The sequence below is a fragment of the Streptomyces sp. NPDC006372 genome (assembly GCF_040612515.1).
Taxonomy (GTDB): Bacteria; Actinomycetota; Actinomycetes; order Streptomycetales; family Streptomycetaceae; genus Streptomyces.
Genome location: NZ_JBEXQJ010000043.1, coordinates 41,156 through 58,646, shown reverse-complemented (window position 1 = coordinate 58,646; position 17,491 = coordinate 41,156). Strand labels below are relative to the sequence as shown.

17 protein-coding genes and 1 pseudogene are annotated in these 17,491 nt (G+C 71.9%); 10 read left to right on the top strand and 8 right to left on the bottom strand.

Annotated elements, in window-relative coordinates; genetic code table 11:
- The 5 genes from ABZ016_RS38010 to ABZ016_RS37990 form a co-directional block, all read right to left on the bottom strand.
- The coding region (locus tag ABZ016_RS38010; RefSeq protein ID WP_356921315.1) for a phosphatidylinositol-specific phospholipase C/glycerophosphodiester phosphodiesterase family protein at positions 1–873 on the bottom strand (873 nt) is incomplete at its 3' end.
- Between the two features lie 183 nt (positions 874–1,056).
- The gene (locus tag ABZ016_RS38005; RefSeq protein ID WP_356921314.1) at positions 1,057–2,148 is read right to left on the bottom strand and encodes an acyl-CoA dehydrogenase family protein; all 1,092 of its coding nucleotides are present in this window, start codon (positions 2,146–2,148) and stop codon (positions 1,057–1,059) included.
- Positions 2,145–3,326, bottom strand: coding sequence for an acyl-CoA dehydrogenase family protein (locus ABZ016_RS38000; RefSeq protein ID WP_356921313.1), 1,182 nt, complete (start codon positions 3,324–3,326; stop codon positions 2,145–2,147). The genes ABZ016_RS38005 and ABZ016_RS38000 overlap by 4 nt, the downstream gene beginning before the upstream one ends.
- A complete protein-coding gene (locus ABZ016_RS37995) occupies positions 3,323–4,291 on the bottom strand; it encodes an NADPH:quinone oxidoreductase family protein (protein WP_356921312.1) in 969 nt (322 codons plus the stop codon). Before ABZ016_RS37995 ends, ABZ016_RS38000 begins: the two co-directional genes overlap by 4 nt.
- Before the next feature lie 89 nt (positions 4,292–4,380).
- Complete coding sequence (locus ABZ016_RS37990; protein ID WP_356921311.1) at positions 4,381–4,953, bottom strand: XRE family transcriptional regulator; 573 nt, start codon at positions 4,951–4,953, stop codon at positions 4,381–4,383.
- A 78-nt stretch (positions 4,954–5,031) separates the two neighbouring features.
- Here ABZ016_RS37990 and ABZ016_RS37985 point away from each other — a divergent pair, with 78 nt between their 5' ends.
- The 5 genes from ABZ016_RS37985 (at position 5,032) to ABZ016_RS37965 (ending at position 9,748) form a co-directional block, all read left to right on the top strand.
- Positions 5,032–5,961 (top strand): NAD(P)/FAD-dependent oxidoreductase, encoded by a 930-nt coding sequence (locus ABZ016_RS37985; RefSeq protein ID WP_356921310.1) that lies wholly within the window; start codon positions 5,032–5,034, stop codon positions 5,959–5,961.
- Positions 5,962–6,030: 69 nt separating this feature from the next.
- Positions 6,031–7,569, top strand: a complete 1,539-nt coding sequence (locus ABZ016_RS37980) for an ATP-dependent DNA ligase (RefSeq protein ID WP_356921309.1) — start codon at positions 6,031–6,033, stop codon at positions 7,567–7,569.
- Positions 7,566–8,024 carry an NUDIX domain-containing protein gene (locus ABZ016_RS37975; protein WP_356921308.1) on the top strand — a complete coding sequence of 153 codons (459 nt, stop codon included), beginning with the start codon at positions 7,566–7,568 and terminating at the stop codon, positions 8,022–8,024. The genes ABZ016_RS37980 and ABZ016_RS37975 overlap by 4 nt, the downstream gene beginning before the upstream one ends.
- 76 nt (positions 8,025–8,100) lie before the next feature.
- A complete protein-coding gene (locus tag ABZ016_RS37970; RefSeq protein ID WP_356921307.1) occupies positions 8,101–9,486 on the top strand; it encodes an NADP-dependent succinic semialdehyde dehydrogenase in 1,386 nt (461 codons plus the stop codon).
- A 25-nt stretch (positions 9,487–9,511) separates the two neighbouring features.
- The gene (locus ABZ016_RS37965) at positions 9,512–9,748 is read left to right on the top strand and encodes a DUF6213 family protein (RefSeq protein WP_003988680.1); all 237 of its coding nucleotides are present in this window, start codon (positions 9,512–9,514) and stop codon (positions 9,746–9,748) included.
- A gap of 50 nt (positions 9,749–9,798) precedes the next feature.
- Here the strand turns inward: ABZ016_RS37965 and ABZ016_RS37960 are convergent, their stop codons facing one another.
- Positions 9,799–10,467, bottom strand: coding sequence for a transcriptional regulator (locus tag ABZ016_RS37960; RefSeq protein WP_356921306.1), 669 nt, complete (start codon positions 10,465–10,467; stop codon positions 9,799–9,801).
- 217 nt (positions 10,468–10,684) lie between these two features.
- Here ABZ016_RS37960 and ABZ016_RS37955 point away from each other — a divergent pair.
- Positions 10,685–11,389, top strand: a pseudogene (locus ABZ016_RS37955) (cytochrome P450); the annotation flags it as partial.
- Here ABZ016_RS37955 and ABZ016_RS37950 read toward each other — a convergent pair.
- On the bottom strand, positions 11,386–12,612 hold the full coding sequence (locus ABZ016_RS37950) for an acyl-CoA dehydrogenase family protein (protein WP_356921305.1): 1,227 nt from the start codon (positions 12,610–12,612) through the stop codon (positions 11,386–11,388). The pseudogene ABZ016_RS37955 and the gene ABZ016_RS37950 sit on opposite strands and share 4 nt — an antisense overlap.
- A 177-nt stretch (positions 12,613–12,789) precedes the next feature.
- Here ABZ016_RS37950 and ABZ016_RS37945 point away from each other — a divergent pair, with 177 nt between their 5' ends.
- Positions 12,790–13,434, top strand: coding sequence for a TetR family transcriptional regulator (locus tag ABZ016_RS37945; RefSeq protein ID WP_031114958.1), 645 nt, complete (start codon positions 12,790–12,792; stop codon positions 13,432–13,434).
- Positions 13,435–13,504: 70 nt separating this feature from the next.
- Here the strand turns inward: ABZ016_RS37945 and def are convergent, their stop codons facing one another.
- Positions 13,505–14,044 (bottom strand): peptide deformylase, encoded by a 540-nt coding sequence (def, locus tag ABZ016_RS37940; RefSeq protein WP_356921304.1) that lies wholly within the window; start codon positions 14,042–14,044, stop codon positions 13,505–13,507.
- 158 nt (positions 14,045–14,202) lie between these two features.
- Between def and ABZ016_RS37935 the strand changes: the two genes are divergently transcribed.
- The 3 genes from ABZ016_RS37935 (at position 14,203) to ABZ016_RS37925 (ending at position 17,422) form a co-directional block, all read left to right on the top strand.
- Entirely contained in the window at positions 14,203–15,441 is a 1,239-nt protein-coding gene (locus ABZ016_RS37935) for a MurT ligase domain-containing protein (RefSeq protein WP_003988686.1), read from the top strand.
- A 23-nt stretch (positions 15,442–15,464) separates the two neighbouring features.
- Entirely contained in the window at positions 15,465–16,193 is a 729-nt protein-coding gene (locus ABZ016_RS37930) for a glutamine amidotransferase (protein WP_356921303.1), read from the top strand.
- A gap of 203 nt (positions 16,194–16,396) precedes the next feature.
- Entirely contained in the window at positions 16,397–17,422 is a 1,026-nt protein-coding gene (locus ABZ016_RS37925) for a 6-phosphofructokinase (RefSeq protein ID WP_356921302.1), read from the top strand.
- Positions 17,423–17,491 lie beyond the last annotated feature (69 nt).

Genomic DNA, 17,491 nt, shown 5'->3' with positions numbered 1-17,491 from the left:
CTGCGCACCTACACGCGCCCCGCCGTCGAGCCCCTGCTCGCGACGAACCTCGTCGTCGTCGGTGTTGAGGAAGTCGGAGTCCGCGGCGAGCAGTTCGCCCCACAGCGCGTCGCGGGAGGGTCCGGGCAGGTCCGGGGTGGCCCAGAACCGCACCTTCTGCCCCCGCCGGTGCGCGGTGCGGACGATGCCCCGCAGCTTCTCCCGTTCGGTGTCCGGGAACGCGCCCACGCCCTGCCAGGTGAAGTTGAGCGACCAGTTGTCGCTGATCAGCGGGATGAAGGAGGCCGGTGCCGGGCTGCCGAGGTCGGTGAGGCGGCCGTCGTAGAAGGCGCGGCGGACGGCTTGCGCCTCCATGGGCGTTCGGGCCGCGCGGTCGCCCGAGACGACGACGGTGACGGGGCCGCGCCGGACCCGGCCGTGGGCGTACGTCGTGAACAGGTGCCGGTAGCGCCCGAGGTGCCGGTCGAGTTCGCGATACGTCGACGCGCCCTCGGTCTTGATGTCGACGAGGAGCTGCAGCGATCCGCGGTACCCCCGGTACACGCGACCGTGGTTGGCCCGGACACGCGCGGCGAGCGGGTCGAGGTAGAGGGATTCGAGGGTCCGCGCCGGGTCGAGGTCCTCCGGGTCGTGGGCGACGAGGAGCTGGTCGCCCACGAGGTAGATGTCGGCTTCGACGCTGCCGAACCGGTGGTCCAGGGCGTCGAGCAGGGGGCGTGGGTGCTCGTAGTCGTTGTGGGCATGGGCGCGCCACAACGGGCGGGGCCCGTACCCCTGTTCGCCGGCCGCCGCGTGGCCGGCGGGGAGGGCGACCGAGCCCGCGAGGGCGGCGCCGAGGGTGGTGAGGGCCTTGCGACGGGTGGTGAGGGCCATGCTCTGCCTCCCTGAAGTGCCGTACGGGACCCTGCGAGTATGGGGTCCCGGCAGGTCCGAGGAGCAGGCCCGCGCGCGGAGTTGGCCGGACCGCCGCTGCGCGTTCACTTCACCGGGGCGGGTTGCACGAAAAGGCCCGCCCCAGGTGGGGCGGGCTTTCCGCGGGCGTCAGCCAGGTGAACGTCAGGGAGCCTGGAGGTCGATCAGTCCGGCCAGTGCCTCCCGGTGGGCGCCCGCCGTGCCGTAGGCGATGGAGTCGGCCTTGGCGCGCTTCAGGTACAGGTGCACCGGGTGCTCCCACGTCATGCCGATGCCGCCGTGCAGTTGCAGGGCTTCCTCGGCGGCGTGGACGGCGACGGGCGCCGCGAAGGCCTGGGCGACGGCGACGGCCACGTCGGCGTCCTCACCGGTGGACAGCGCGTCGGCGGCGTTGCGGGCGGCCGCGCGGAGGTTGACGACCTCCAGCCACAGCTGGGCCAGCCGGTGCTTGAGCGCCTGGAAGCCGCCGACGGGCCGGTTGAACTGCTTGCGTTCCTTCAGGTAGCGGACGGTTTCGGTCAGCGTCCACTCGGCGAGGCCGTACTGTTCGGAGGCGAGCAGCCCGGCGCCCGCGCGCAGGGCCCGGCGTACGGCGGGTCCGGCGTCGCCCAGCAGGCGGCCGGAGGCGCCGTCGAGGGTGACGGTGGCGAGCGGCCGGGTCAGGTCCAGGGAGACCTGGGGCGTGACGGTCGCCGCGCCGGCCTCGACCGCGTACAGCCCGCCGTCGTCCGCGGGGACGAGGAGCACGTCGGCGGCGGCAGCGTCCGCGATGCCGGTCACCTCACCGTGCAGCGTCCCGCCTTCGTGGCGTACGACCTTGTACGCGCCGCCCGGCGCGATGTTCAGCGCGACCGCGAGGGCGCCGATCCTCCGCCCCGACGCCAGTTCGCCGAGGAGGTCGTCGGCCGCGCAGGCCAGCAGGGCCTCGGTCGCGACGACGGCACTCGTCAGGTACGGCACGGGCGCGACGGCCCGGCCCAGCTCCTCCAGGACGACGGCGGCCTCGCGGTGGGTGGCGCCCTGGCCGCCCAGGGACTCGGGGACCAGGAGACCGGCGAGGCCCATGCCGTCGGCCAGCGCCTTCCACGCCGCGCGGTCGTGCGGGGCACCGGACTCCGTGCGGGCGATCACACCGGGTGCGTCGCAGTGGTCGGCGAGCAGGTCGCGGACGGCGGCGCGCAGCGCCTCTTCCTCCTCCGAGTACAGCAGGTCGGGCTGTGCGCTCTGCGTGGTCATCGGGCGAGGTCCTTCCAGGCGACGTCCTTGTCGGTGCGCGGTTCGGCGGGCAGGCCGAGGACGCGCTCGGCGACGATGTTCAGCAGGACCTCGGTGGTCCCGCCCTCGATGCTGTTGCCCTTGGAGCGCAGGTAGCGGTAGCCGGCCTCGCGGCCCGTGAAGTCGACCAGTTCCGGGCGGCGCATGGTCCAGTCGTCGTACGCCAGCCCCTCCTCGCCGAGGAGTTCGACCTCCAGGCCGCTGATCTCCTGGTTGAGGCGGGCGAAGGCCAGCTTCATGCCGGCGCCCTCGGGGCCGGGGTGGCCCGCGACGAGTTGCTGGCGCAGGCGTTCGGCGGTGAGGCGGGCGGCCTCGGACTCGACCCAGAGCTTCAGCAGTCGCTGGTGCAGGTCGTGGGTGCGCAGTTCGGGGCGTTCGCGCCAGGTCTTGGCGACCGGGCCGATCATGCCGCCCTCGCGGGGCAGCCGCATGCCGCCGATGGCGACGCGTTCGTTGTTCAGCGTGGTCTGCGCGACGCGCCAGCCGTCGCCGATCTCGCCGAGGCGGCGGGAGTCGGGGATGCGGACGTCGGTGAGGAAGACCTCGTTGAACTCGGCCTCACCGGTGATCTGGCGCAGCGGCCGGACCTCGACGCCGGGGTCGGTCATGTCGCAGACGAAGTAGGTGATGCCGGCGTGCTTGGGCACGTCCGGGTCGGTGCGGGCGATGAGGATGGCCCAGCGCGCGTTGTGCGCGCCCGACGTCCACACCTTCTGCCCGTTGACCACCCAGTCGTCGCCCTCCCGCACCGCACGGGTGCCGAGCGCGGCGAGGTCGGAGCCCGCTCCGGGCTCGCTGAACAGCTGGCACCAGACCTCCTCGCCGATCCACAGCGGCCGCAGATAGCGCTGCTTCTGCTCCTCGGTGCCGTACTTGAGGATCGTCGGGGCGGCCATGCCGAGCCCGATGCCGTTGCGGCGCGAGTCGTTGTCGGGCGCCCCGGCCGCCTCCAGCTCGGCGTCCACGACGGCCTGAAGGGAACGGGGAGCGCCGAGTCCGCCGAGACCTTCCGGGTAGTGCACCCAGGCCAGCCCGGCGTCGAAGCGGGCCCGGAGGAAGTCCAGGCGGTCGGTCGAGGCCGGCGGATGGGCGGCCAGCAACTCCCGTGTGCGACGTCGCAGTTCCTCGGCGCTGCTCATGCTGCTGCCTCCTCCATGACGACGGCGACGCGGCCGGTGGTGAGGCCGTCCGCGACCTTCTGCACGGCCGCGGCGGCCCCGGCGAGCGGCACCCGCTCGCTCACCAGCGGCTTGATCGCGCCCCGGGCGGCCAGCTCGGTGAGCTGCTCGTGGCAGTGCTGGACCAGCTTCGGGTTCTTGGTGTTGTACAGGCCCCAGTGCAGGCCCAGGATCGAGTAGTTCTTCACCAGGGCGTGGTTCAGACCGGGGCTGGGGATGGTGCCGCTGGCGAAGCCGACGACCACGATGCGGCCCTCGAAGGCGACGGTCTTGGCGGACTGGGTGTAGGCCTCGCCGCCGACCGGGTCGTAGATCACGTCGGCTCCCCGGCCGCCGGTGGCCTCCTTGACCGCGGCGACGACGTCCTCGGCGCGCCGGTCGATCACGACGTCGCAGCCCAGCTCACGGGCGACGGCCGCCTTCCCGGAGCCGCCGACGACACCGATGACGGTGGCGCCGGCGGCCTTCCCGAGCTGCACGGCCGCGCTGCCGACCCCTCCAGCGGCAGCGTGGACGAGCAGGGTCTCCCCCGCCTGGAGACCGGCCCGGCGGTGCAGACCGAACCAGCCCGTCTGGTACCCGATGTGCAGGGCGGCGGCCTCGGCGTCGTCCAGGGCGTCCGGCGCCGGCAGCAGGGCGGCGGAGTCGGCGACGGCGTACTCGGCGAAGCCGCCGTACGGCAGCGCCGGGTTGGCGATCACCCGGCGGCCGTCCTCGGTCTCGCCGCAGATCTCCACCCCCGGGGTGAACGGCAGCGGTGGCCTGACCTGGTACTGGCCCCGGCACAGCAGCGCGTCGGGGAAGTTGATGTTCGCGGCGCGCACCTTCAGCAGGACCTGGCCGTCACCGGGCGTGGGCGGCTCGGTGTCCTCGAGCCGCATCACCTCGCTCGGCTCGCCGTTCTCGTGCACGTGCCATGCCTGCATGCGGTGCCTCCACGGGGGACTGCTTCGTCTGACCGGGGTCGGTTCGCATACTAAGCGGTCGCTTGCCGATCAGGGAACAGTCAGATGCGTCACGACCGCTTCGGCCGTGCCCGCACGTGCATCCGCTCGCCCTGCGGGCCGAACAGACTGAGGAACTCCACGGGCCCCTCCCCCGTCGACCCGAACCAGTGCGGCACCCGGGTGTCGAACTCGGCGGCCTCCCCCGCCGTCAGCACCACGTCGTGCTCACCCAGGACGAGACGCAGTTTTCCGGACAGCACGTACAACCACTCGTATCCCTCGTGCGTGCGCGTGTCCGGCTCCTGCCTGCGCTTCGGCTCCAGCACCTTGTACGCCTGGAGGCCGCCGGGCTGGCGGGTGAGCGGCCAGTGGGTGCGGCCGCCCATCACGATCGGCTTCGACCGCACCCGCGGATCACCGGTAGGCGGGGCTCCGACCAGTTCGTCCAGCGCCACCTGGTGGGCGCGCGCGATGGGCAGCAGCAGTTCCAGACTGGGTTTACGCAGGCCGGACTCCAGGCGCGACAGGGTGCTGACGGAGATGCCGGTGGTCTCGGAGAGCGCCGCCAGGGTCACCTCCCGCTCCTTCCGCATCTGCCGCAGCCGGGGGCCGACGCCCGCGAGTACCTCGTCCGTAGTCATGGTCGTATTGCAGATTCGGCAAACACGTTTGTCAATACCGAAGAGCCGGGGCGACTCTCGGCGGCGGAGGTGGTCACCGTGACCGAGAAATACGCAGTGGTCGTCGTCGGCGGGGGTGCCGCGGGCCTGTCCGCCGCGCTGGTGCTGGGCCGGGCCCGGCAGCGGACGCTGGTGGTCGACGCGGGCGAGCCGCGCAACGCCCCGGCCGCGCACATGCAGGGCTACCTGACACGGGACGGGATGCCGCCCGCCGAGTTCCTGGCCGCCGGCCGTGAGGAGATCGCCCGCTACGGCGTGGAGCTCGTCCGGGGCCGGGTGGTGGAGGTGGCGAAGGGCGAGGACTTCACCGTGCAGCTGGCCGACGGGCGGACCGTGCGGGCCCGGCGGCTGGTCGTCGCGACCGGGCTGAAGGACGAGCTGCCGACGGTACCCGGGGTCGCCGAGCGGTTCGGCCGGGACGTGCTGCACTGCCCCTTCTGCCACGGCTGGGAGGTGCGCGACCAGCCGTTCGGCGTGCTCGGCACGAGCCCGAAGAGCGTGCACCAGGCGCTGATGGTGTCCCAGTGGTCGAAGGACGTGCGGTTCTTCCTGCACACGGTCGCCGAGGAGGAGCTGTCCGACGACGATCTGCGCCGGCTCGCCGCGGCCGGGGTGGACGTGGTGCCGGGGGAGGTCGCGGAGCTGGTGGTCGAGGACGACCGGCTCACCGGTGTCCGGCTCGCCGACGGTTCGACGCACACCCGCTCCGTGCTGTTCGTCGCCCCGCACGCCGTTCCGCGGAACGGGCTTCTGGAACAGCTCGGCGCCGAGCTGCACGAGACGCCCTTCGGCGCCTATCCGGTGGTCGACCCGACCGGCCTGACGACGGTGCCGGGCGTGTGGGCGGCGGGTAACGCGATCGGCTTCGCGGAGCAGGTGGTCCACGCGGCGAGCGGCGGGTACCGGGCGGCGTCGGCGATCGTCGGGGACCTGCTGATGACGGATCTGGACGCCGCCGTGCGGGTGTAGCGGCTGCTCGTGAAACCTCCGCACCGGCGTCCAGGTGTAGAGGCAGGGCCTCCGGTGCACCATGGCTGCATGCTGCTGTACCGGCTGGCCCGAGTGTCCCAGGAGGTCGCCGCCACCTCGGCGCGGTCCCGGAAGACCGCCCTGCTCGCGGAGCTCTTCCGGGAGGCCGAGGCGGACGACGTGCCGATCGTCATCCCTTACCTGGCGGGACGGCTGCCACAGGGCCGGATCGGCGTGGGCTGGAAGGTACTGAGCCGCCCCGTCGCCCCGGCGGCCGAGCCGGGCCTGACCGTACGGGATGTGGACGTACGCCTGTCGGAGCTCGCGAAGGTGTCCGGCCCCGGCTCCCAGGCGGAACGGGCCCGGCTGGTGGGCGCGTTGATGGGCGCGGCCACCGAGGACGAGCAGCGGTTCCTGATCGGGCTGCTCACCGGCGAGGTGCGGCAGGGCGCGCTGGACGCGGTCGCGGTCGAGGGCCTGGCCCAGGCGACCGGGGCGCCCCCGGCGGACGTACGGCGGGCGGTGATGCTCGCGGGCTCCCTCCAGGCAGTGGCCGAGGCGCTGCTCGCGGACGGCCCCGCCGCCCTGGACCGCTTCCGCCTCACCGTCGGCCGCCCGGTCTGGCCGATGCTGGCGCACAGCGCCTCCTCGGTGGCCGAGGCGGTGGACAAGCTCGGCGCCTGTGCGGTCGAGGAGAAGCTGGACGGCATCCGTATCCAGGTGCACCGGGAGGGCGACTCGGTGCGGCTCTACACCCGCACCCTCGACGACATCACCGACCGCCTGCCCGAAGTGACCTCCGCCGCCCTGAAGTTGCGGGGCGAGCGGTTCATCCTGGACGGCGAGGTGATCTCCTTCGACGAGGGCGGGCGCCCCCGCTCGTTCCAGGAGACCGCCGGACGCGTCGGCTCCCGCACCGACGTGGCGACGGCCGCCCGCGCGGTTCCTGTCTCCCCCGTCTTCTTCGACGCGCTGTCCGTCGACGGCCACGACCTGCTCGACCTGCCGTTCGCCGAGCGGCACGCCGAGCTGGCCCGGCTGGTCCCCGAGCCGATGCGGGTCCGGCGCACCACGGTGTCCCGCCCGGACGACGTGCGCACGGCGGAGGAGTTCCTGGCCGGGACGCTGGAGCGCGGCCACGAGGGCGTCGTCGCCAAGGCGCTGGACGCCCCCTACAGCGCGGGACGGCGCGGAGCGTCCTGGCTGAAGGTCAAGCCCGTCCACACCCTCGACCTGGTCGTGCTGGCCGCGGAGTGGGGCCACGGCCGCCGCACCGGCAAGCTCTCCAACCTCCACCTGGGCGCCCGCACCGCCGACGGCGGCCTGGCCATGCTCGGCAAGACCTTCAAGGGCATGACCGACGCGATGCTCACCTGGCAGACCGAACGGCTCCAGGGGATCGCCGTCGAGGACAACGGATACGTCGTGACCGTACGCCCGGAACTCGTCGTCGAGATCGCCTACGACGGCCTGCAACGCTCCACCCGCTACCCCGCCGGAGTCACCCTGCGCTTCGCCCGCGTGGTCCGCTACCGCGAGGACAAGCGCCCCGAGGACGCCGACACGGTGGAGACGCTGCTGGCCGCGCACCCGGAGGTGGGCCCGTGAAGCGCAGTGCCGGCCTGCTGCTCTTCCACCACACCGCCGACGGCCTCCAGGTGCTGCTCGGGCACATGGGCGGCCCCTTCTTCGCCCGGCGCGACGCCGGAGCCTGGACCCTCCCCAAGGGCGAGTACGAGCCCGACGAGTCCGCCTGGGCGGCCGCCCACCGCGAGTTCGAGGAGGAGCTGGGACTGCCCGCGCCCGACGGCGAGGCCATCGACCTGGGCGAGGTCCGGCAGACAGGCGGCAAGATCGTCACGGCCTGGGCGATCGAGGCGGATTTCGACCCGGCGACGATCGTGCCCGGCACGTTCCGGATGGAGTGGCCGCCGCGGTCGGGGCGGCTCCAGGAGTTTCCCGAGCTCGACCGGGTGGCGTGGTTCGGTCTCGACCGGGGACGCGAGGTGATCGTCAAGGCCCAGGCGGCGTTTCTCGACCGCCTGGCGGAGCACTCGACCTGAGGAGACGCTCCCGCGTTGCGGTCCCCTCCGCCGCGCGGGAAGGTCGAGACACAGCCCGCTCCGAGGGAGGTCAGCCATGCCCATCGCAACGGTGAACCCGGCGAACGGCGAGACGCTCAAGACGTACGAGGCCATGGGCGAGCAGGAGATCGAGCGCCGGCTCCAGCTCGCGGAGGCCACGTTCCGCACGTACCGGACGACGACGTTCGAGGAGCGCGCCCGGCTGCTGAACAGGGCGGCCGACCTCCTCGACGAGGATCAGCAGGACATCGCCCGCGTGATGACCACGGAGATGGGCAAGCCGATCCAGCAGGCCCGCGCCGAGGCGGCGAAGTGTGCCAAGGCGATGCGCTGGTATGCCGAGCACGCCGAGGAACTGCTCGCCGACGAGGAACCCTCCGACACCGATGTGAAGGACTCCGGCGCGTCCCGCGTACGGGTCCGCTACCGGCCGCTGGGCCCGGTGCTGGCGGTGATGCCGTGGAACTTCCCGCTCTGGCAGGTGATCCGCTTCGCCGCGCCCGCGCTGATGGCGGGCAACGTGGGCCTGCTCAAGCACGCCTCCAACGTCCCGCAGACCGCTCTCTACCTGGAGGACCTGTTCCACCGGGCGGGCTTCACCGAGGGCACTTTCCAGACGCTGCTGATCGGCTCCGCCGCGGTCGACGACATCCTGCGCGACGAGCGGGTCAAGGCGGCCACGCTCACCGGCAGCGAGCCGGCGGGCCGCGCGGTCGCCTCCACCGCCGGCGAGATGGTCAAGAAGACGGTGCTGGAGCTGGGCGGCAGCGACCCGTTCGTCGTCATGCCCTCCGCCGACCTCGACCGGGCCGCCGAGATCGCGGTGACGGCTCGTGTGCAGAACACCGGGCAGTCCTGCATCGCCGCCAAGCGCTTCATCGTGCACACGGACGTCTACGACGCCTTCGCCGAGCGTTTCACCGCGGGCATGGAGGCGCTGAAGGTCGGCGACCCCCTGGCCGACGACACCGAGGTCGGGCCGCTCTCCAGCGAACAGGGACTGCGCGATCTGGAGGAACTGGTCGACGACGCGGTGCGCGGCGGTGCGGCCGTGCTGTGCGGCGGCGAACGGCCGGACGGGCCCGGCTGGTACTTCCGGCCGACGATCCTCGCGGGCATCACCCGCGAGATGCGCATCCACCGGGAGGAGGCGTTCGGGCCGGTCGCCACGCTGTACCGGGCGGCCGACCTGGACGAGGCCGTGCTGATCGCGAACGACTCGCCGTTCGGGCTGAGTTCGAACGTGTGGACACGGGACGAGGCCGAGGTGGACCGGTTCGTCCGCGACCTGGAGGCGGGCAGCGTGTACGTCAATGGCATGACGGCGTCCCATCCGGCGTTCCCGTTCGGCGGGGTGAAGCGGTCCGGGTACGGGCGTGAGCTGTCCGGGCACGGAATCCGCGAGTTCTGCAACATCACGACTGTTTGGCATGGTGCGTGAGTGTTGCGGGGCTACGATCCCGTCTGTGAACCGCGAAGTGACTCTGCCGTTGATCGTCGACGACCGCGGGGCCTTGCAGGTGGCTGCTGCCGATGTGAGCAAGCTGTTGCGGACGGTTGGGGGGCGGTGGGTGCGCCTTGTGGAGTCCGGGGAGTCGGGACTCGACGAGGACACGGTCGCGGCGTTGACGATCGAGCTCGCGAAGTTGGCCGACCGTATTGATGTGGCTTGTATCGCGCACAGCAGTGGGGGGGCGTCGTGAGTCGTTCGGGTGCGGGTCCGTGGGGGCTGGTCGCGCAGTTCCCCGCGCCCCTAAGGGGTCGGCTCCACCAACGCGGTCCAGAACATCGCCTCGTAGTGCTGAAGAAGTCGGCCGTACTCGTGTGCCAGTGACTCGGTGAGTCGCCCGGCGTCGAGGCCCGCCCGCACGGCAGCCGTCGCCGTCTCGTCCAGGCCGGGTGACGGCTTGGCGAAGAAGTCGAAGAAGGCACAGGCCGCGTCGTCGAAGGCGTAGTGCCGGCGCAACGCGGTGGCGATGGTCGCGCAATAGCCTCCCCAGGCCGAGAAGTTGGCCGTCAGAGCCAGGACGGCGTCCGCCGGAGAGCCGTTCAGGGACAGCCAGGCGACGTACGCGGGGTAGGCCTGACAGCCTGGGCGCGGTGCGTACGAAGCCGCCTTCTCGCCGTCCACACCACACGCCCTCGCGAAGGTCTCCAGCTGTTCCTCCGCCAGCGCCTCGCCCTCCGCGAGCATCCGGAAGAAGGCCGCGGCTTCGGGGTCGGTCCCGAGGGAGCGTTCGGCCAGGTGCTGGAACGCGCGGCGGTCCGCGGGGATCACCGAGGCCTGTTCCAGCGCGAGGGCGGCGAGGACGGAGCGCGGTGCCTCCCCGCGGGCGATCCGGGGGACCACGGGGTTGGTGCGGGGGTCCGGGGCGAGTCGGGCTGTGGTCGTCGCCAGCAGCTCCCGGGCCGTGCGCGTCATCGCGGTCTCCCTCGGTGCGGGTGGGTGTGCGGGTCTGCACCCAGCCTGGCGCAGCGTCCCCGGTACGGAGTAGCCCGACGCGAGCCCGGCGTCCCATCGGGTGATCGTGGAAGGACCTTGGGCCACCGGCACAGTGCGGACGAGACGAGGTGGGATGAGCGAAGTCCTGAGCGAGCTGACGCACGAGGAAGCCGTCACCCGGATCGGGCTCACCGCGGCGCGCGGGGTGGCGCGGGTGCGCGAGCGGTCCCGCCACATGCTGGCGGAACTGGTCGACGAGATGCTCCAGGACGGCCCGCCGGCCGACCTCACCGAGGTCGTGCTCAGCCCGTTCACCGTGGGCGTGATCTGCGAGCTGATGGGCGTCCCGCCCACTGACCGGCAGGGCATGCACGCCTGGACCCGGCTGATCCTGTCCGCCCCGCACGGCACCGAGACCGGCGAGAGGGCGAGGAAGGCGATGGGCGCCTACTTCTCCGACCTGATCGGCCTGCGCCGGGAGGGCACAGACGAGGACGTCACGTCCCTGCTCGCCGCCGCCGTGGGCCGGGGCGAGGTCACGCCGGAGGAGGCGGTGGGGCTCGCGGTGCGCCTCCAGACCGGCGGCGAGACGGTCATGGGCACCAGCGGCCGGTTGTTCCGCGTCCTGCTGACCCACCCGGAACTCGCCGAACGGCTGCGTACCGAACCGGAGATCCGCCCCCGCGCCGCCCGCGCACTGCTGCGCCGCCCGAGGACCGCAGACCTCCTGGGCGGCATGCTGGCGAGGCTGGAGGCCGAACTTCTGGTCGACGCGCTCCTCGACGGCGTACCGGGCCTGCGGCTCGCCGTGCCCGCCGGGGAAGTGGCCTTCGGGGAGGGCCGGCCGGCCCGCGGGCCCGGGGCCCTTCCCGTGACGTGGCGAGCCCAGGAACCGGCCTAGCGGATCGGCACGCCCGCCAGCGTACGGGCGATCACCAGCCGCTGGATCTCGCTCGTCCCCTCGAAGATCGTGTAGATCGCCGCATCACGATGCATGCGCTCCACCGGGTACTCCCGGGTGTAGCCGTTCCCGCCCAGGATCTGGATCGCCTGAGCGGTGACCTTCTTCGCCGTCTCGCTCGCGAACAGCTTGGACATCGATCCCTCGGCAGCCGTGAACGGCTTCCCGTTGACCGCCATCCACGACGCCCGCCACACCAGCAGCCGCGCCGCGTCGATGGACGTCCGCATGTCCGCGAGCTGGAAGGCGACACCCTGGTTGTCGATGATCGGCCGGCCGAACTGCTCGCGCGTCCTCGCGTAGTCGAGGGCGACCTCGTAGGCGGCCCGGGCGGTGCCCACCGCCATGGCCCCGACCGCGGGACGGCTCGCCTCGAACGTGGCCATCGCGGCGTTCTTCACCCGCTCGCCGCCCTGCTTGGCCTTCTCCCGCGCCCGGGCCAGCCGCTCGTCCAGCTTCTCCTTGCCGCCGAGCAGGCAGGAGCCGGGAACACGCACGTCGTCCAGGACGACCTCGGCGGTGTGCGAGGCGCGGATCCCGTGCTTCTTGAACTTCTGTCCCTGGGCCAGCCCGGGCGTGCCCGGCGGGACGATGAAGGAGGCGTGGCCCTTGGAGCCGAGTTCCGGGTCGACCACCGCGACGACGACGTGGACGTTGGCGATGCCGCCGTTGGTCGCCCAGGTCTTGGTGCCGTTGAGCACCCACTCGTCCTTGGCCTCGTCGTACTCGGCGCGGGTGCGCATGGAGGCGACGTCGGAGCCGGCGTCGGGCTCGGAGGAGCAGAAGGCCGCGACCTTGACGTCGTTCGCGTCGCCGTACATCTGGGGGATCCAGGTGCCGATCTGCTCCTCGGTGCCGTTGGCGAGGACGCCGACGGCGGCGAGGCCGGTGCCGACGATGGACAGGGCGATGCCCGCGTCGCCCCAGAACAGCTCCTCCATCGCCATCGGTATGCCGAGGCCGGTGGGGTCGAAGTACTGCTGGGCGTAGAAGTCCAAGGAGTAGATGCCGACCTTGGCGGCCTCCTGGATGACCGGCCAGGGAGTCTCCTCACGCTCGTCCCATTCGGCGGCCGCGGGGCGGATCACATCGGCCGCGAAGCCGTGCAGCCAGTCCCGGACCTCCTTCTGTTCGTCGTTGAGCTCCATGGTGAACTCGGCCATGTCGGTCCCCTCCAGCGGCGGCACTACGTGCCTGTTACTTGCGGTAACACCAGTCTGTTACCGGCGGGTAGTCCACGTCAACTCCTACCGACCGGTCGGCACCCTTTCGATGCCCAGGGCATGCTTCAGTGTTAGTTTGCGCAGGCGTCATCGAATCAGCACGGGTGGGGAGAGCACATGGACACCACGCAGCGGACCGACCAGCAACGGTCCGCCGACCGCCGCCGGCGTGAGCTGCTGGAGGCCGCCGACCGAGTGGTGCTGCGCGACGGCCCGCAGGCCTCGATGAACGCCATCGCCGCCGAGGCGGGTATCACGAAGCCGATCCTCTACCGGCACTTCGGCGACAAGGGCGGACTTTACGCGGCCCTTGCAAAGCGGCACACCGACGCGCTGCTGGACTCCCTGCGGGCGGCGCTGGACGCGCCGGCGGATCGCCGGGAGCGGGTCGAGGCGACGTTGGACACGTACCTCGCGGCGATCGAGGCGCGGCCTCAGGTGTACCGGTTCCTGATGCATCCGGCGGAGGGGAGCCAGCCGGGGGACCAGGGGTTCGATGTCGGCAAGCACAGTGCGCCGTTGCTGCGGCGGATGGGTGAGGAGCTGGCTCAGGTCATCGAGGAGCGGCTGGATCTCGGGCCGGGTGGGCAGCAACTGGCGCGGGTGTGGGGGCATGGGATCGTCGGGATGATGCATGCGGCCGGGGACTGGTGGCTGGGTGAGCGGCCGTGTTCTCGTGCGGAGTTGGTGCGAAGTCTGGCTGATCTGTTGTGGGGGCGGCTTGCTGCTGCGGGGGATCGGGTCGGGGGTCCGGGGTTCTGACTGTCGCGTGTCGTGTGCGGGCCGGTGGGGGTTGGTCGCGCAGTTCCCCGCGCCCCTGGGACAACGACGCTCAGGCGTTCCAAGAAGCCCGGGCCACCTGTCGCATCAGTTTGCGGTGACGTCGGCCCCTGAGACGGTCCGCGTAGATGCGGCCCTCCACGTGGTCGTACTCGTGCTGCAGGCAGCGGGCGAAGAAGCCCGTGCCGTGGACGGTGATCGGGTCGCCGGTCACCGTGAAGCCTTCGACCACCGCGTGGTCGTAACGCTCCGTGCCCGCTTCCAGGCCCGGCAGGGACAGGCAGCCCTCCGGGCCGCGGATCACCACTCCGTCCGCCTCGACCAGGCGCGGGTTGACCACGTGGCCGAGGTGCCGGACGTCCTCGTCGTCGGGGCAGTCGTAGACGAAGACCCGCAGCGGCTCGCCGATCTGGTTGGCGGCGAGGCCGACGCCCTGCGCGGCGTACATGGTCGCGAACAAGTCCTCCACGAGCCGGGCCAGTTCGGGGCCGAAGTCGGTGACCTCCGCGCAAGGGGTGTGGAGGACGGGGTCGCCGTGCAGGGTGAGGGGTCTCACGTTGCCGTGAGCGCCGGGGATGGGGCTCTGTCGCATGGCGGCAAGAGTAAGGTCCTGTCGGTCCGCGCCTCCCACACGAGTTCGCCACAGTGCCGCGGTTCGGGAGTGCTAATGGATCTCGATAGGCTGAGGTCCACACCACGTGGCCGTCAGGCTTCAAGGCGCGGCGCGTACGCAAGGAGGATCGAGAACTGATGGCAGGCAACTCGGACCCGCTCTCGCCGCGGGCCAAGCTGGCCGTGACCGCGGGCAAGGCGGTCGCAGCGGCATCCCGTGCCGCGGGACGCGGCAGCGGTTCGGTGATCGGCGGCCGGGTGGCGCTCAAGCTCGACCCCGACCTCCTCGCCCGGCTCGCCCAGAACCTGGACGTGATCCTGGTCTCCGCGACGAACGGCAAGACCACCACCACCCGGCTCATCGCCGAGGCCCTGCGCGCGGCGGGGCCGGTCGTGTCCAACGCGCTCGGCGCCAACATGCCGGCCGGCATCACCTCGGCGCTCGCGGGCAGCTCGGACGCGCGCTACGGCGTCATCGAGGTCGACGAGAAGTACCTCGCCGGTGTCGCCCGGGACACCGCCCCGAAGTGCATCGCGCTGCTCAACCTCTCCCGCGACCAGCTCGACCGGGCCGCCGAGACGCGCATGCTCGCCGAGAACTGGCGCGAGGGGCTCGCGGGCTCCAAGGCCGTGGTCGTCGCCAACTGCGACGACCCGCTGGTGGTCTGGGCGGCGTCCTCCTCCCCCAACGTGATCTGGGTCGCCGCCGGGCAGATGTGGAAGGACGACGCCTGGTCCTGCCCGTCGTGCGGCGGCGTGATGCAGCGCCCGGGCGACGACTGGTTCTGCGGCGAGTGCGGCTTCCGCCGTCCGACGCCGAGCTGGGCGCTCTCCGGCGACCACGTCCTCGACCCGCACGGCTCGGCCTGGCCGATCCACCTGCAGCTGCCCGGCCGCGCCAACAAGGCCAACGCCGCCTCCTCGGCCGCCGTCGCCGCCGTGTTCGGCGTGCCGCCGCAGGTCGCGCTGGAGCGCATGTACCAGGTGCAGGCGGTCGCCGGACGGTACGACGTGGTCCAGTTCCAGGGCCGTGACCTCCGGCTGCTGCTCGCGAAGAACCCGGCCGGCTGGCTGGAGACGTTCTCCCTGATCGACCCGCCGCCCACCCCGGTCATCCTGTCCGTGAACGCGCGCTCCGCCGACGGCACCGACACCTCCTGGCTGTGGGACGTCGACTACTCGCGTCTGACGGGCCACCCGATCTGCGTGATCGGCGACCGGAGGCTGGACCTGGCGGTGCGCCTGGAGGTCGCGAACCAGCATTTCCAGGTCTACGAGAACCTCGACCAGGCCGTACAGGCCTGCCCGCCGGGCCGGATCGAGGTCATCGCCAACTACACGGCGTTCCAGGACCTGCGCCGCCGGGTCGGCAACTGAGCACGAGACGTCAGGGGACTTTTGTGAGCGACAACCAACTGCGGGTCGTCTGGATCTATCCCGACCTGCTCAGCACCTACGGCGACCAGGGCAACGTCCTGGTCGTCGAGCGCCGGGCCCAGCAGCGCGGCCTGGACGTGGCCCGGCTGGACGTACGCAGCGACCAGCCGATCCCGACCTCCGGCGACATCTATCTGATCGGCGGCGGCGAGGACCGTCCGCAGCGGCTCGCCGCCGAGCGGCTGCGCCGGGACGGCGGACTGCAGCGGGCCGTGGAGAACGGCGCCATCGTGTTCTCCGTGTGCGCCGGCTACCAGATCCTCGGCCACGAGTTCATCAACGACCTCGGCCAGCGCGAGCCCGGTCTCGGGCTGCTGGACGTCGTCTCCGTGCGGGGCGAGGGCGAGCGGTGCGTCGGTGACGTGCTGGGCGACATCGACCCACGTCTCGGCCTGCCCCCGCTGACCGGCTTCGAGAACCACCAGGGCGTCACCCACCTCGGCCCCACCGCCCGCCCGCTCGCCCGGGTGCAGTTCGGCAACGGCAACGGCACGGGCGACGGCACGGAGGGCGCGTACAACGACACCGTCTTCGGCACGTACATGCACGGCCCCGTGCTCGCGCGCAACCCGCTGATCGCGGACCTGCTGCTGAAGCTGGCCCTTGACGTCAACGCGCTGCCGCCGACCGACGACCGCTGGTACGAGGCCCTGCGCGACGAGCGCATCGCCGCTGCTCAGCAGCCTGCCTAGGCGCTGGTCCGCGGCAGGCCCGGGGTACGCGTCAACCTGCTGGTCAACAGCCCGTCTGACGGCACATCCGCACAGGTGAGCGGGGTCGTCCAGCAGGCGGACGCGAGGTTCGGTCCGGCGCCCCGATGCCGCTAGGGTGGCGGGCATTCGAGCCGGACAACGTGGTCCGGTCCCCGGCCCACGTTGAGAAGGTATTTCGGGCTATGCGCATTGGTGTCCTCACGTCCGGCGGCGACTGCCCCGGCCTGAACGCCGTCATCCGGTCCGTCGTGCACCGCGCCGTCGTCGACCACGGCGACGAGGTCATCGGCTTCCGGGACGGCTGGAAGGGCCTCCTGGAGTGCGACTACCTCAAGCTCGACCTCGACGCGGTGGGCGGCATCCTCGCCCGCGGCGGCACGATTCTCGGGTCCTCCCGGGTCCAGCCCTCCCATCTGCGGGACGGCGTGGAGCGGGCCAAGGGCCATGTCGAGGAACTCGGCCTCGACGCGATCATCCCCATCGGCGGCGAGGGCACGCTCAAGGCGGCCCGGCTGATGTCGGACAGCGGTCTGCCCGTGGTGGGCGTGCCGAAGACCATCGACAACGACATCGCGGTCACCGACGTCACCTTCGGCTTCGACACGGCCGTCGGAGTGGCGACGGAGGCCCTCGACCGGCTGAAGACCACGGCCGAGTCGCACCAGCGGGTGCTGGTCGTCGAGGTCATGGGCCGGCACACCGGCTGGATCGCGCTGCACTCCGGCATGGCGGCCGGCGCGCACGCCATCGTCGTCCCGGAACGGCCCTTCGACATAGAGGAACTGACGAAGCGGGTCGGCGAGCGTTTCGAGGCGGGCAAGCGCTTCGCGATCGTGGTCGCGGCGGAGGGGGCCAAGCCCCGGGCCGGGACCATGGAGTTCGACGAGGGCGGCAAGGACATCTACGGGCATGAGCGGTTCGCCGGGATCGCCCGGCAGCTGTCGGTGGAGCTGGAGCGGCGGCTGGGGAAGGAAGCCCGGCCGGTGATACTGGGGCATGTCCAGCGGGGTGGTACGCCGACCGCCTACGACCGGGTGCTGGCCACGCGGTTCGGGTGGCATGCCGTGGAGGCCGTGCATCGCGGCGAGTTCGGGCAGATGACCGCGCTGCGGGGGACCGACATCGTGATGGTGTCGTTGGCCGAGGCCGTGCAGACGCTGAAGACCGTGCCGGAGGAACGGTACGACGAGGCGGAGACTGTTCTCTGAGGTTGCTGTAGTCGGCCGGGTGCGGGTTGTGTGTGGCTCGTCGCGCCCGCGCGGCGGGGCCGCAGATCG

Excerpts from the sequence above, each read along its gene's own strand:
- ABZ016_RS38005 (WP_356921314.1), bottom strand. The coding sequence starts at position 2,148 with ATGACCACGCAGAGCGCACAGCCCGACCTGCTGTACTCGGAGGAGGAA.
- ABZ016_RS38000 (WP_356921313.1), bottom strand. The coding sequence starts at position 3,326 with ATGAGCAGCGCCGAGGAACTGCGACGTCGCACACGGGAGTTGCTGGCC.
- ABZ016_RS37995 (WP_356921312.1), bottom strand. The coding sequence starts at position 4,291 with ATGCAGGCATGGCACGTGCACGAGAACGGCGAGCCGAGCGAGGTGATG.
- ABZ016_RS37990 (WP_356921311.1), bottom strand. The coding sequence starts at position 4,953 with ATGACTACGGACGAGGTACTCGCGGGCGTCGGCCCCCGGCTGCGGCAG.
- ABZ016_RS37980 (WP_356921309.1), top strand. The coding sequence starts at position 6,031 with ATGCTGCTGTACCGGCTGGCCCGAGTGTCCCAGGAGGTCGCCGCCACC.
- ABZ016_RS37970 (WP_356921307.1), top strand. The coding sequence starts at position 8,101 with ATGCCCATCGCAACGGTGAACCCGGCGAACGGCGAGACGCTCAAGACG.
- ABZ016_RS37960 (WP_356921306.1), bottom strand. The coding sequence starts at position 10,467 with ATGACGCGCACGGCCCGGGAGCTGCTGGCGACGACCACAGCCCGACTC.
- ABZ016_RS37950 (WP_356921305.1), bottom strand. The coding sequence starts at position 12,612 with ATGGCCGAGTTCACCATGGAGCTCAACGACGAACAGAAGGAGGTCCGG.
- ABZ016_RS37945 (WP_031114958.1), top strand. The coding sequence starts at position 12,790 with ATGGACACCACGCAGCGGACCGACCAGCAACGGTCCGCCGACCGCCGC.
- def (WP_356921304.1), bottom strand. The coding sequence starts at position 14,044 with ATGCGACAGAGCCCCATCCCCGGCGCTCACGGCAACGTGAGACCCCTC.
- ABZ016_RS37935 (WP_003988686.1), top strand. The coding sequence starts at position 14,203 with ATGGCAGGCAACTCGGACCCGCTCTCGCCGCGGGCCAAGCTGGCCGTG.
- ABZ016_RS37925 (WP_356921302.1), top strand. The coding sequence starts at position 16,397 with ATGCGCATTGGTGTCCTCACGTCCGGCGGCGACTGCCCCGGCCTGAAC.